The organism is Gordonia ajococcus (assembly GCF_012974285.1).
GTDB classification, from domain to species: Bacteria; Actinomycetota; Actinomycetes; order Mycobacteriales; family Mycobacteriaceae; genus Gordonia; species Gordonia amicalis.
Window position 1 is genome coordinate 1514571 of record NZ_CP052884.1, and the last position, 13706, is coordinate 1528276.

A 13706-nucleotide genomic window follows, 5' to 3' on the forward strand; every position below is an offset into this window, starting at 1 on the left:
GCCTTGGTGGTCATCGCGGGGCTCCTGGGCGTGGGCTGGGTGTCTGAGGGGTCGTCTTGGGTGGGGTCTTCGTCGCCGGCGCCGCCTTCTTCGCGGCCTTCTTCTCCGGCCTCTTGTTCGCGAGACCGCCGGACAGCACGTTGCGGAGGTCGTCCGGTGTCGGGAGGGGCTGACCGGCGAGCAGAACACCGCCGGTGAGGATCTTGTCGATGCCGCCCGGGATGTCGAGCGAACCGTCGAAGACCAGGTAGTCGCCCGGAATCGCGCGGTCGAAGTTCGTCATGAACGCGTTCATGTTGTCCAGGGTCGAGCCGACCTCGGTGTTGAACGCGGACAAGGACTTCACCATCTGTTCGGCGTCGCCGACGAGGTGGTCGAGCGTCTCCTGACGGCCGCGCGTGATCGCCGCGACGTTGGTCGCCAGTCGCGTGGTCTGCGACATCAGCTTCGCGATCTGATCCCGCTGTGCGGCGAGCACGGTCACCGCCTGCGGGACCTGACCGAGGAAGTCGTCGACGGTCTGCTGCTGCGCGACGAGGAGCTCGCTGACATCCGCGGCCGCCGCCATCGCCGCGTTGAAGTCGTCGGTGTACCTCGACGACCGGGCGAGCAGTCGGTTCAGCGTGTCGATCAGGTCGCCGACCTTGTCGGAGCGGTTCTCGAAGGCGGTGTTGAGGCTCGACATCACCGACTGGAGCTGGCTGACGCCACTGCCGCCGAGGATGTTGCCGAGCGCGGCGAGTGTGCTCTCGATCTGCGGTCCGACACCGGTGTCGGACAGGCTGAGATGCGACCCCTCGGTGAGCCGGCCCTGCGGGTCCGCGGGCTCGGACAGGCGGACGAACGGCGTTCCGAGCGCCGACGGCAGTTCGACGTTGAGCGTCGTGTTCGCCGGGAGGTCGGTGCCGTCGGCGATCGTCATGGTGATCTCCGCATGCCGTTCCTCCAGGCGCATGTCGGTGACCCGTCCGACGATCTGCTGGCCGTGCCGGACGTCGGCGCCCGACACCAGGCCGTCGGCGGTGATGAGTTCGGCGGTCACGTCGAAGGAGTTGCGGCCGCCGGCACCGAGCGGCAGGTCCTGCAGTCCGACCGAGCAGCCCGACAGGCCGACGGTCACCGCGATCGCCGCGGTGGTGATCCGGATCTTTCTGGCACGCACAGTCATCAGTTCCCTCCCTTCGGGGGGAGCTTGCCGCCGGTGATCGCCGAGACGATGCCCAGCGGGTCGGACGCGCTGATCGGGAACGAGATCGGGTTGGTGAGTCCGGCGCCGGTGCACAACGGCATCGGGAACTGGTCGCACAGCGGCTTGAGCGTCTTGAACTGGGTCAGCGTGGTCGAGACGTTCAGGCGGATGCGGCCACGACGGTCGGGGCCGATCGTGCTCGACAGGTTCTGCATCATCAGCGGTGCGAGGTCCATGAACTCGGCGAGTCCGGCCTTGTTGTCGACCAGGGTGTCGCCGAGGACCTTCAGGTTCTCCGCGACGACGCCGACGTCGTTGCCGTGGGCGAGGACGAAGTCGTTGATCTGGTCGAAGACGACCTTGAGATCGTTGACGGGCCCGGCGATGTCCTGGTTGGACGACGCCCACTGGCTGCTCAGCAGACCCATCGACTCGATGAGGCCGTCGAGCGAGACCTGCTTGGCGTGGAAGGTCTGCATCAGCGTGTTGAGACTGTCGATGAGATCCTGCAGGTCCTCGGTGCGGGCGCCGAAGATCCCCGACGCCGACGCGAGCCCGGACATCGTCGTCCCGAAACCGGTGCCGCGGCCGTCCCACGACTTGGCGGTGGCGGCCAGGAGCGCACCCATGTCGTTCGGGTCTTTCGGGGCGCCGGGCGCGGCGTCGGCGGGCCCCATGATCTTCGTCAGCACGCTGATGCTGTCGAGGAGCTGGTCGAAGCTGATCGGGGAGTGGGTGCGCTCGAGTGGGATGGTCGCGCCGTCGGGCAGCTGCGGCCCACCGGTGTAGGCCGGTCCGAGTTCGAGGTGACGGTCGCTGATCACCGACGGGTTGAGCACGTAGGCCGAGACGTCGGCCGGGAGATCGACGTCGCCCGGCATGGTCACGGTGACCTTGACGTGGTCCCCGGCGGGCTCGACGTTCTCGATACGTCCGACCGGAACACCCAGGACGGTGACCTTGGACCCCTCGTACAGGCCGTTGACGAACGCGAAATCGGCGTGGACGGTGCGGATCTGCGGATCGCGGCCGAAGACGTACCACGTGCCCACGATGATCGCGACCACGAGGAGCAGCGCGGTGAAGATCTTGCCGCCGTATCGCTTGCGCGGGCGGACCTCACGTACCTGGCGGAAAGTCATCAGCGGCACCCCTGCATCACGCCGAGCACACAGAGCAACGAGTCGGGGATGACCGCGCTCGGCGACACCACGTCGGTCCAGTTGCCGTTGCCGGTCGCATCGGTGATCGTGCGCATGGCCGGCGGCAACTGCGTCAGGATCCGGTCGATCGACGACACGTTGTCCCGCAGTGTCTTGGTCACCGACTCGATGTTGGTGACCAGCTGACCCATCGGGACCTTCGGGAAGGTCGTGGCCATCTGGTCGAGCACGGCGCGGAGGTTGTCGGTCAGACGGGTCAGCAGGACGCGCCGGACGACGAGGGTCTGCACGATCGCCTGCGTGCTGGACATCGCGCTCGAGATCGAATCACTCTGCTGCACGGTCACTTCGGCGACCCGCTTGGAGATGGCGAGCAGCTGGTCGAGCTGCGTGCCCGTTCCCGTGATGGCGGCCATCGCGCCCGTCGCCCCCTTCATCGAGGCGTCCAGGGTCGAGGTGCGGGGCATGATCTCCTTCATGGTCACGAACATCGCGCGCACGGCCTCCTCGTCGATGTCACGCGAGGCGGTGACCGCGGCGCCGGAGATGTCGTTGAGGCTGTAGGGCACCGTGGTGCGGTCGAGCGGGATCGTGTTGTCGGGACCGACCTTTCCCGATCCGCCCGGGACGATCTCGAGGTAACGCTTGCCCAGGACGGTCCGGAGCCGGACCGATGCGCGCGTCTGGTTGCCCAGCGGCTGACCGTCGTCGAGCCGGAAACCGACGCGAACGCGGTCTCCGGCGAGATCGACCGACTCGATCCGGCCGGCCGGGACACCCGCCACCAGCACCGGATCGGCCGTCGTCAGCCCCGACGCGTTGGCGAGTTCTGCGGTGTACGGGCTGGTGCGGGTGAAGTAACTCAGCTGGGGGATGCCGATCGCGATCAGCATCAGCGCGACCAGGGTGATGATGCCCGCCGTGCCGAGGACCGCGGGTGACGCACCCTGTGCGCGCTTGTCGGACTTGAAGACGAACTCCAAGATGCCGACGAAGACGTCGATGAGCCTGACCAGAAACACGGACTTAGGTTCCTACCTTGCTGGGAGCTGACATGGCTTGTCTCACATGCAGACCGGGGAGTGGAGCGGACCGAAGATGTTGGCGTCGAGGCCGACGGCGCCCAAGGTGAAGTTGCAGAGGTAGAGCATCATGAATCCCCCGTATCGTCCGCTCTTGTTGATCTCCTCGGCCATCACCGGAAGCCGGTCCAGGAATCGGGTGAAGGCCGGCGTGTTCGGAACCCAACTGGCCGTGACCTGTTCGAGTCCGACCATCGACTTCCGGAAGTCGTCGCCCGCGACGGTCATCATGTCGGCGAGCGCCGACACGGCGCGGTCCCCGCTGTCGAGGAGTGCGGCGAGTTGGCCGTTGTCGCCGACCACCGCCGAGGTGAGGTCGGACAATCCGCGGAAGAGTTCGTTCAGCTGCGGGTTGTGCCGGTCGACGGTGCCCATCAGCACGTTGAGGTTGCTCACCAGCCGGGCGAAGACCGCGCTGTTCGCCGAGAGGTTGTTGCCCATCGACGCGATCTGGCCGAGCAGAGTCTGCACCGAACCCGAACGCCCCTCGAAGGTGTCGACGAAGCCACGTGCGAGATCGTTGACCTGGTTGGCGTCGAGCGCGGAGAACAGTGGCTCGAAACCGTTCATCAGGGCGGTGAGGTTCACCGGCGGTGACGTCCCCTCGACGGGGATCCTCGTGCCGTCGCGCGCGGTGCCGTCCGCACCGCTGTCGGTCAGCGCGATGTAGCGGGCACCGAGCATGTCCCCGTAGCGGATCGCCGCGTGAACCTGCAGCGGTAGCTGATGGTCGTCGGAGATCGAGACGGCGACGTCGGCCAGGGCCGAACCGTCGTCCTGCGGTGCGAAGGCGACCGACTCGACGCGGCCCACCCGCACACCGGACATGGTCACCGGGTTGCCCTCGACCAGACCCTCGGCGTCGGTGAACTGGATGTGAAAGGTCGTCGTGGACCCGTGCACCGGGACACGCAGCGTGTTGCTGACGAGCACCGCGGCGATGATGCCGATGAGGACGAACGACCCGGCTTTCAGGATCGTCTTCAGCGAGAGAGTGGTCATGACACCTTCACCTCGTGGCCGCGAACCATCGGGCCGAGCATCAGCGTGGTGGCGGGGTTGGGGCCCGTGCTCTTGGGTCCCGTGCCCTTCGCCGGGGTCGCACCGAGTTCGGACTCCAGGCGGCTCAGCGTCGGGGCCTCACGCGTCCCGTCGATGACGGGGGGACCGACGAAACCGGAAGGGGTGTAGGTGGGTTCACGAGGGGAGAGCACCTTCGGGTTGGGCGCGCCCGGTGGTCGGACCGGTCCGGTGCCCATGCCGGTTCCCTTGCCGAAGCACTGCGAGCCGCGAAGCGATCCGTAGGTCGGGCAGTCGGCGGCCGTGTACGGCATCGGCTGCGAGAACGTGGGAACCGCGGTGATGTCGAAACGGCCGCTCGAGAACAGCATCGCGCCGGCGGCACCGAATTTCTTGGCCTCGGCGAGCGTCTTGCTGACACCCGACGGGTTCTCCGCGACGGTCGAGAGGATGGTGCCGGTGGAGTCGAGCACGGTGATGATGTTCTTGCGCTGGGCGGCGAGGAACGGGTCGACCGCGCCGGCGAAACCGGAGGCGGCGGTGAAGAACGACGCGAGATCGTCCTGGTTCTCGAGGATGCCGCGGGAGATGCTGGTCGTGTTGGCGAGCGTCTCGGTGATCGCCGGGGTGGAGCGTTTGAGACTCTCCATCACGGCGCGGAATTTCGGTGTGGCGTCGATGAACTGGTTGACGGTCGTCTCGAGTGTGCGCGACGCCTGCCACCAGTCGTCGATCATGACGCCGAGGTCGCCGCCACGGTCGCCGATCGCGGTGGCCACCGCGGAGAGCGCGATGTTCATCTTCTCGGGCTGGACCTCGGCGAGGACGTCGGCGAGTTTGGTGTAGATGCTGTAGAGGTTCGTGGCCTCGGCCGACGTGTCGATCCGGATCTCGTCACCGTCGGACAGCGGTGCGGCGCCCGCCGCGGGCTCCGGTTCGGTCAGCTGAACGTAGATGTCGCCGAAGAAGGTTCGCGGCAGGACGCGCATGGTGACGGTGGACGGGATCGCGTCGATGGCGGCGCCGTCGATGGAGATCCTCACCTGTGACGAGACGGTGCCCGGGTCGATGCCGCTGATCTCGCCGACCGTGACTCCGTGATAGCGGACCGGCGCGCCGGTGGTGATGAGGCCGGCCTCGACCGGCACCTCGGCGAACACCTCGGGATCGCTGGTGACGGTGCCGGCGCTGCGGGCCACCATCCACACCGCGAAGGCGGTGATGAGGGCGCCCGCGATCAGGGCGCGGAGGATGTAACCGAATCGGGAGACCGGGTTGCCCGGCAACATGGTCGACACGTCAGATCCCCATTCCCGGGATCTCGGGGACCAGGCCCCACAACCCGAAAGTGAAGATCACGTCGAAGATCCCGATGGCCAGGATCGACGTGCGGAGTGCGCGTCCGGCCGCCTGGCCGACGCCTTCGGGTCCGCCGGAGGCGAAGTACCCGTAGGAGCAGTGGACCAGCGCGACGATACCGGCGAAGACGATCGCCTTGATCGCGGAGTAGAGCAGGTCGGTCGGCGTGAGTGCGAGATGGAAGAAGTAGTCGAAGGTGCCCGAGGATTCGCCGTTGAACCAGACCACGACGAGACGCGTCGCGATGTAGCTCGCGAGCAGGCCGATCATGTAGATCGGCAGGATGCACACCATCGCCGCGATCATGCGGGTCGTGGCGAGGAAGGGGATCGACCGGATCGCCATCGAGTCGAGCGCGGCGATCTCGTCGGAGATGCGCATCGCGCCGACCTGGGCGGTGAACCCGGTTCCGACCTTGGCGGCCAACGCGATTCCGACGACGACGGGCGCGAGTTCGCGGGTGTTGGCGATCGCCGAGAGCATGCCCGACAGCGAGGTCATGCCGACCAGCTGCAGCCCGCGGTAGGTCTCGACGCCGAGCATCATCGCCGCCGCCAGTGACATGGCCAGCACGATGCCGAGCGTTCCTCCGCCGGAGAGAAGGGATTTCGACCCGAAGGTCACCTCGGCGATCTGGTTGAGCACGTGCTTGCGGTAGTGCACGAGGGTGAACGGGATCGCGGCGATCGCACGCACGATGAAGGTGACGAACTCACCGGCCCGGACGATGCCGGAGACCGTCTGGTCGATTCGACGCCCGAGCCGGCGTTCGGTACGCACTGTCACGTCTGCGGAGACCACCATCAGTACGCCCCCACGGCCGGCACCATCACGGTGTAGAGCTGGGACAGGATCGTGTTGAAGACGAACACGAGCGCGAACGCGATCACCACCGCCTCGTTCACCGCGTCGGCCACTCCTCGTGGGCCACCGCGTGCGTGTAATCCCTTGAAGCAGGCCACAATCGTGGACAGCAACGCGAACATGGCCGCCTTCACGAGTGCCATCACGAAGTCCGAGAACCGGCCGTACTGGCTGAAGGTCGCCATGAACGCGCCGGCGGGCAGGTGCTGGACGTAGATGTGGTAGAGGTAGCAGGCTCCGACGCCGGTGACCGTGATGAGTGAGCACAGCACCAGCGAGACGATGATCGCGGCGAGGAGCCGCGGTGCGACGAGGCGCTCGATCACGTTGAGCCCCATGACCTCCATGGCGTCGACCTCTTCACGGATCTTGCGCGATCCGAGATCGGTGCAGATGGCCGAGCCGGCGACACCGGCCATCATCAGTGCCGATACGAGGGCAGAGGCCTGGCCGACGATGATGAACGCGACGACCGCGCCCGAGTAGCCGCCGGCGCCGATGCGTCCGGCGAGTTCGCCGACCGAGACGGCGATGAACACGCCCACCGGGATCATCAGCAGGAGTGACGGTCCGGTGCTGACGCGGCCGATGAAGACGGTCTGGTTCAGGGTCTCGGCGATGGACAGGCGTCGGCGGAACGTCGCAACCACCAGTGCTCCGATGGCCTGCAGCGCGAACCCGAGTGTATGACCGGCCTCGTTGGCCAGGTCGCGCAGCGGCCCCCGGGAGGCGGGCAGCTCGAACGCCATTGGTCCCCCTGTCATCGCGGTGACATCCCGACGCTCGATCGCCGACTGTGACCCGCGTCGCATAGGAAGCTATCCGGTTTTATATATGAAATCAAACGAGACGGATTCTTTAATGCGTCTCTCCTGGTCGCGGAGAAGTCGACCCGAGCTGTGGGGGTCGGGTTGCCCGTGACAGAGCGGTGGCCGACGTCCGCGCCCCGATGAGACGATGGCGCGATGACTCGCCGTTTCGCTCAGGTCGATGTGTTCTCGTCCACCGGTACCGAGGGCAACCCCGTGGCGGTCGTCGTCGACGGGGGTGGTCCCGGCGCTCCCATCGCAGAGGATCGGATGGCCGCCTTCGCCCGCTGGACCAACCTGTCGGAGACCACGTTCGTGCTGCCGCCCACCGACCCGGCGGCCGACTACAAGCTGCGGATCTTCACCCCCGACGGGGAGTTGCCGTTCGCCGGCCACCCGACTCTGGGATCGGCGCACGCGTGGCTGACCTCGGGCGGGCGACCGAAGGGGGACGACGTCGTGCAGGAATGCGGCGTCGGGCTGGTCCGGATCCGGCGGTCGGGTCCGCGACTCTCCTTCGCGGCGCCGCCGTTGCGCCGGTCGGGCCCGGTGGACCCCGGCGTCGTCGACGAGGTCATCGCTGCTCTCGGCGTCGCCCGGGATGAGGTTCGCGCCGCGGAGTGGGTCGACAACGGTCCGGAGTGGATGGTGATCCAGGTGGGATCGGGGGAGCGGGTGCTCGATGTCCGTCCCGACATGCCCGCGCTCGGCGACCACAAGGTCGGCTTGCTCGGGCTCTACGGATCGGGAGATGTCTTCGCCGAGGTCCGGGCGTTCGTCCCGGGTATCGGTGTACCCGAGGATCCGGTGACCGGCAGCCTCAACGCGGGGATCGCGACCTGGCTCCGGGCGACCGGACAGGCGCCGGAGCGTTATGTCGCCGCGCAGGGTGCGGCCATCGGACGGGCCGGCCGCGTCCACATCCACGACGACGGTGACGACATCTGGGTGGGTGGCGACACCGCGACCGTGATCGAGGGCACAGTCGCGCTGTAGCCCGGCGCGAGGTGTCGCCGGTCTGTGTCAGGGTGTTTGCCATGAGCGACGCTGCCGGGTCGGAGACCCTCGGGAACGCCGGGTCGGAGACCCTGAGCAACAAGGCGGCCAGGAAGCGTCGTCGGCGCGAGCCGCCGCCCGATCCGGCTCCGCTGCCGGGTCTCGTGGACGCCCACACCCACCTGGCGGCCTGCGGTGGACGGGACGCCGAGTCGGTACACGCCATCCTCGACCGTGCGCAGGCGGTCGGGGTCGATCAGGTGGTGACGGTCGCCGACGACATGGTCGATGCCCGCTGGGCGGTCGCGGCGGCGGAATGGGACGACCGGGTCTACGCGGCTGTCGCGCTGCATCCGATGCATGCGGGTGATCTCGACGACGACACCGCCGCCGAACTCGAGCGGATGATCCGTCATCCGCGGGTCGTTGCGGTGGGTGAGACGGGCCTCGACTACTACTGGCCCGGCAAGTCCGGCGACTGCGCGTCGCCGGCGGTTCAGCACGAGACGTTCCGCTGGCACATCGATCTCGCCAGGCGAGTCGGTAAGCCGCTGATGATCCACAACCGCGAGGCCGACCGGGATCTGCTCGACATCCTGGCCGCCGAGGACGCCCCGGAGACCGTGATCATGCATTGCTTCTCCGGTGACCGGAATGTTGCCCGCGAGTGTGTCGACCGTGGGTACTTCCTCAGTTTTGCCGGAACTGTGAGCTTCGCCAATGCCGAGGAGTTGCGGGTGGCGGCGGAGCTGGTGCCCGACGAACAGATCCTGGTGGAGACCGACGCCCCTTTCCTGACCCCGCATCCGTACCGTGGCCAGCCGAATCAGTCGTACTGCCTGCCGTACACCGCACGGGCGATCGCCGAGGTCAGGGGGGTGTCCGAGGAGCAGATGGCGCGATTGTTAGGCGCCAATGCGCGGCGCGCCTACAACATCTCTTTGCCATAATCTGGCCGGTTCGTTATCGTACTGTGATCCCGCTCGGCCAGAGCGATTACATCCGGCTACCAGCGGTTCACGACGAGGTGCGTATGCATCCCGGAGTGCGGATGGGTCTTCTGGTCGCGGCGGCGCCCTGTTGCCGACCAGATTGTTGTGCCTTGCCTTCTCTACCTCCTTCAGTGTCACCCAAGTCGGTCTTCTCGAAGATCAACGGGTCCGATTCCCTGCGTGCCCGCCTGGCCGTCGGAGCCGTCTGCGCGACCGTCGCCGCCGGTGGTGTCATGGGTGTCGCGATGCACAAGACCGTGACCATCGATGTCGACGGCAAGACCCGTCAGGTGTCCACGATGGCGATGTCCGTGGAGAGCCTGCTCGAATCCGAGGGCCTCGCACCGGCCGGGGGTGACAAGGTGAGCCCGTCGCTCGACTCCGGTTTCGGCGAGGGGCAGACCATCACGGTGAACCGTCTGAAGAAGCTGACCCTCGACGTCGAGGGCAAGCGCGAGACGGTCATCACCAACGCCTCGACCGTGGACCAGCTCCTCTCCGAACGCGGACTGACGCATGCCGCCGAGCAGGCGGACTTCGCCACCGACAAGCTGCCGGTCGACGGCGGCGAGATCGATGTCGCGCTCCCCAAGCCGGTGAACCTCGTCGACGGCCCGGCCAAGAAGCGGCCGACGGTCGCGGCCCACACCGTCGGCGAACTGCTCGAGGCCCTCGGAACGCCCCTCGGGCCCGAGGACAAGGTCGTCCCCGCCGCCGACACCGAGGTCACCCCCGACCTGAAGGTCATCGTCACGCGCATCAAGACCGAGGACGTCACCGTCAACGAGCCGGTCGCCCCGCCGGAGATCAAGAAGGAAGACCCGACACTCGTCCGTGACCGCAAGGTCGTCGAGAAGAAGGGCACTCCCGGTGAGGCGCGCGTGACGTATAAGGTCACCACCGTGAACGGCAAGGTGGTCAAGCGCGACAAGCTGACGAGTGACGTGCTCACCGAGCCCGTCGCCGCCACCGTCCGCATCGGCACCAAGCCGGGCGCGCCGTTCGTGCCGCCGGGCTCGGTGTGGGACGCCCTGGCCCAGTGTGAGGCCACCGGCAACTGGGCCATCAACACCGGCAACGGTTTCTACGGCGGTGTCCAGTTCGACCAGAACACGTGGGAACGATGGGGCGGACTCGAGTTCGCGCCGCGCGCGGACCTCGCCACCCGCGAAGAGCAGATCGCGGTCGCCTCGAAGACCCAGGCCGTCCAGGGTTGGGGCGCATGGCCGTCGTGCTCGTCCAAGTTGGGCCTGCGCTGATCGACGACCCGCCAGGCGACGCACCGCGGCTCCTCGGACCCGCGCAGATCCGCGAACTCGCCGCCGAAGTCGGTGTCCGGCCGACCAAGACTCTCGGGCAGAACTTCGTCCACGACGCCAACACCGTCCGACGCATCGTCGCGGCTTCCGGGGTCGGCGCCGACGATGTGGTCCTGGAGGTCGGCCCCGGCCTGGGGTCGCTGACCCTCGCGCTGCTCGGGACCGCCGGCCGGGTCGTCGCAGTCGAGATCGATCCGGTTCTTGCGCAACGGATTCCGCAGACAGTCGCCGAGTACGCGCCGGCGCGGAGCGGCGACTTCGACGTCGTGCTCGCCGACGCGCTGCAGATCACCCGTGACGACCTGCCCGTCGTGCCGACCGCGCTCGTCGCCAATCTCCCGTACAACGTGTCGGTTCCGGTACTGCTGCATCTGCTCGGGCTGTTCCCCGAGATCACGACCGCCTTGGTGATGGTCCAGGCAGAGGTGGCCGACCGGCTCGCCGCCCCGCCCGGTAGCCGCACCTACGGTGTGCCGAGTGTGAAGGCCCGGTACCACGGCCGAGTGAGTCGAGCAGGTGCGGTGGGGCGCAACGTGTTCTGGCCCGAACCCAAGGTCGAGTCCGGTCTCGTGCGCATCGAGCGCACCGACGACCACCCCACCGACCCGGAGTTCCGGCAGGCGGTGTTCGCCGCGATCGACGCAGCATTCGCCCAGCGCCGCAAGACGATGCGGTCGGCACTGGCCGGCTGGGCGGGCTCCCCGGCGGAGGCCGAACGACGCTTGCGCGCTGCCGGCATCGACCCGGGTATCCGTGGCGAGAAACTCGACGTCGACGACTTCGTGCGGCTGGCCCGCACCGTCTGACGCATCGCTCCGATCCGGAAGAGCGAGACGCACCCCTCCGCCTCTGCCGCCTGAGGTGCGAGGAGCGCAAGCGACGGGACGGCCTCTGCCGCCTGAGGTGCGAGGAGCGCAAGCGACGGGACCGCCTCTGCCGCCTGAGGTGCGAGGAGCGCAAGCGACGGGACTGCCTCTGCCGCCTGAGGTGCGAGGAGCGCAAGCGACGAGCCTCGAAGGCCTGGTGAGTTGACCTAGCCGAGCCGAGAAGTACGTGGCCTCAGCCTGTCTGGCGGCGTCGACCGGATTCCGTTACACGAATGAGCAGTTCTCAGCTCGACGCCGCGCGCAGCTTATCCAGGAGCTCCGGTGCGGCGTCGCGCAGGAACTCGTCCTGCGTCTCACCGCCGATCTGCACGAGCGCGATGTCGGTGAATCCGGCTTCCCAGAACGGTTTCACGGCCTCGACGATCTGGTCGAGGTCGGGTCCGCACGGGATGTTGCCCGCGACATCGTCCGGGGTGACGTACTGGGTCGCGGCGGCGAAGCCCGCGGTGGTCCGGAGATCGGCGTTGACATCCCAGCCGCCGGCGAACCAGCGGAACTGGTCGTGGGCACGTTCGACGGCGGCATCGCGGTCGGGGCCCCAGCTGATCGGGATCTGACCGATGGCGCGGGTGCCCTTGCCGTCGATCGTCGAGGTGGCGGCCTGGGCGTTCCACGCCGAGATCAGGTCCGGGTCGGGTTCCACGGCGATCAGATGATCGGCCAGCGGGCCGAACGTGTCGATACCGGATTCGCCGGCCACGGCGACGCCGATCGGCACCGGCTGGTCGGGGAGGTCCCAGACGCGCGCGGCGTCGACCTGGAAGAACTCGCCACGGAAGTCGACGAGTTCGCCGGTGTGCAATGTGCGGATGATCTCGATGGCCTCGGCGAGCATGTCCTGGCGATCGGCGACCGCAGGCCAGCCCATGCCGACGACGTGCTCGTTGAGGTTCTCGCCCGAACCCAGTCCGAGTGTGAAGCGACCGTCGGCGAGGATCTGCAGGGTCGCGGCCTTCTGCGCGATGACGGCCGGGTGATAGCGGATCGTCGGGCAGGTCACGTAGGTCATCAGCTCGACGCGCTCGGTCGCGTGTGCCACCGCACCCAGGACCGACCACGCGTAGGGGGCGTGGCCCTGGGCGGACAGCCACGGGAAGTAGTGGTCGCTGCACACCTCGAAGTCGAAGCCGGCCCCCTCGGCGCCGATGGCGTAGCGGACCAGATCCTTGGGGCCGGCCTGCTCGGTCATCAAGGTGTACCCGAATCGGGGTGTCATCAGAACTCCTCTGCACGTCTTTCGTGGGCCGGGATCGGTCGCTTCGGTGTAGCCAGCGAGCCGTTCGGGTAAACGGACCGCCTCACCACGCGTCAACCGACCAGGAAAGAAGGTGCAGATGCCCGACGCAGACGCCGGAGCTTCAGTCGACACCGTTTTGCTCGACGTCGACGGGACCCTGATCGACTCGACCTATCTCCACGCACTCGCCTGGATGCGGGCCTTCACCGCGCACGACCTCACCCCGCAGTGGTGGAAGGTCCACCGTGCCATCGGAATGGGCGGCGACCGGCTCGTCGGCGAGATCTGCGGCGACGAGGTCGAGGCGTCGCTGGGCGATACCCTCCGCGACGACTGGGAGGGTCACTACCGCGAACTGGTGCCCGACCTGCGGCCGTTGCCCGGGGCCGTCGACTTCGTCCGAGGTCTGCTCGATGGGGGATACCGGGTGGCGCTCGCATCGTCGGGCAAGGCCGAATTCACCGACGCCGCACTGAAAGTGCTGGGTTTCGGTCACGACGACCTGGCCGCGGTCACCTCGTCGGACGACGCGGACGATTCGAAGCCGGCACCCGACATCCTGGAGGTCGCCCTGACGCAGGCGGGGGGTGGCCGGGCGGTCGTCGTCGGAGACACGGTGTGGGACGTCGCGTCCGCGCATCGGCTTCCCGCCGAGTGCGTCGCGGTCCGGTCCGGTGGTTTCGCCGAAGCCGAGTTACGCGACGCGGGGGCGGTACTCGTCGTCGACCACGTGGGCGAACTGTCGCGCCGCGGGTGGCGGCCCTGAGCGCATATGCGAAGCGGCCGACT

Annotated in this window: 13 protein-coding genes; 5 read left to right on the forward strand and 8 right to left on the reverse strand. The window is 67.7% G+C overall.

Annotated elements, in window-relative coordinates:
* Positions 1-10 precede the first annotated feature (10 nt).
* The 7 genes from GAA2_RS06920 to GAA2_RS06950 are packed head-to-tail and all read right to left on the reverse strand — an operon-like array spanning position 11 to position 7426.
* Positions 11-1168 (reverse strand): MCE family protein, encoded by a 1158-nt coding sequence (locus tag GAA2_RS06920; RefSeq protein WP_159405160.1) that lies wholly within the window; start codon positions 1166-1168, stop codon positions 11-13.
* Positions 1168-2331, reverse strand: a complete 1164-nt coding sequence (locus GAA2_RS06925; RefSeq protein WP_024497875.1) for an MCE family protein — start codon at positions 2329-2331, stop codon at positions 1168-1170. The genes GAA2_RS06920 and GAA2_RS06925 overlap by 1 nt, the downstream gene beginning before the upstream one ends.
* The gene (locus GAA2_RS06930) at positions 2331-3374 is read right to left on the reverse strand and encodes an MlaD family protein (RefSeq protein WP_159405159.1); all 1044 of its coding nucleotides are present in this window, start codon (positions 3372-3374) and stop codon (positions 2331-2333) included. The genes GAA2_RS06925 and GAA2_RS06930 overlap by 1 nt, the downstream gene beginning before the upstream one ends.
* Positions 3375-3416: 42 nt before the next feature.
* A complete protein-coding gene (locus GAA2_RS06935; protein WP_159405158.1) occupies positions 3417-4436 on the reverse strand; it encodes an MlaD family protein in 1020 nt (339 codons plus the stop codon).
* Positions 4433-5752, reverse strand: a complete 1320-nt coding sequence (locus GAA2_RS06940; RefSeq protein WP_159405157.1) for an MCE family protein — start codon at positions 5750-5752, stop codon at positions 4433-4435. Before GAA2_RS06940 ends, GAA2_RS06935 begins: the two co-directional genes overlap by 4 nt.
* Position 5753: 1 nt before the next feature.
* A complete protein-coding gene (locus tag GAA2_RS06945; protein ID WP_410471358.1) occupies positions 5754-6617 on the reverse strand; it encodes an MlaE family ABC transporter permease in 864 nt (287 codons plus the stop codon).
* A complete protein-coding gene (locus GAA2_RS06950; protein ID WP_024497870.1) occupies positions 6617-7426 on the reverse strand; it encodes an MlaE family ABC transporter permease in 810 nt (269 codons plus the stop codon). Before GAA2_RS06950 ends, GAA2_RS06945 begins: the two co-directional genes overlap by 1 nt.
* Before the next feature lie 216 nt (positions 7427-7642).
* Here GAA2_RS06950 and GAA2_RS06955 point away from each other — a divergent pair, with 216 nt between their 5' ends.
* From GAA2_RS06955 to rsmA, 4 genes are all read left to right on the forward strand, one after another.
* Positions 7643-8482 (forward strand): PhzF family phenazine biosynthesis protein, encoded by an 840-nt coding sequence (locus GAA2_RS06955; RefSeq protein ID WP_159405156.1) that lies wholly within the window; start codon positions 7643-7645, stop codon positions 8480-8482.
* 41 nt (positions 8483-8523) lie between these two features.
* The gene (locus GAA2_RS06960; protein WP_159405155.1) at positions 8524-9432 is read left to right on the forward strand and encodes a TatD family hydrolase; all 909 of its coding nucleotides are present in this window, start codon (positions 8524-8526) and stop codon (positions 9430-9432) included.
* Positions 9433-9605: 173 nt separating this feature from the next.
* Positions 9606-10733 carry a resuscitation-promoting factor gene (locus GAA2_RS06965; RefSeq protein ID WP_024497867.1) on the forward strand — a complete coding sequence of 376 codons (1128 nt, stop codon included), beginning with the start codon at positions 9606-9608 and terminating at the stop codon, positions 10731-10733.
* Positions 10697-11599, forward strand: coding sequence for a 16S rRNA (adenine(1518)-N(6)/adenine(1519)-N(6))-dimethyltransferase RsmA (rsmA, locus tag GAA2_RS06970; protein WP_024497866.1), 903 nt, complete (start codon positions 10697-10699; stop codon positions 11597-11599). The genes GAA2_RS06965 and rsmA overlap by 37 nt, the downstream gene beginning before the upstream one ends.
* A gap of 304 nt (positions 11600-11903) precedes the next feature.
* Here the strand turns inward: rsmA and GAA2_RS06975 are convergent, their stop codons facing one another.
* Positions 11904-12896, reverse strand: a complete 993-nt coding sequence (locus tag GAA2_RS06975) for an LLM class F420-dependent oxidoreductase (protein WP_024497865.1) — start codon at positions 12894-12896, stop codon at positions 11904-11906.
* Positions 12897-13014: 118 nt separating this feature from the next.
* On the opposite strand from GAA2_RS06975, the gene GAA2_RS06980 reads away from it, so the two are divergent.
* Positions 13015-13683, forward strand: a complete 669-nt coding sequence (locus tag GAA2_RS06980) for an HAD family hydrolase (protein WP_159405154.1) — start codon at positions 13015-13017, stop codon at positions 13681-13683.
* Positions 13684-13706: the final 23 nt, after the last annotated feature.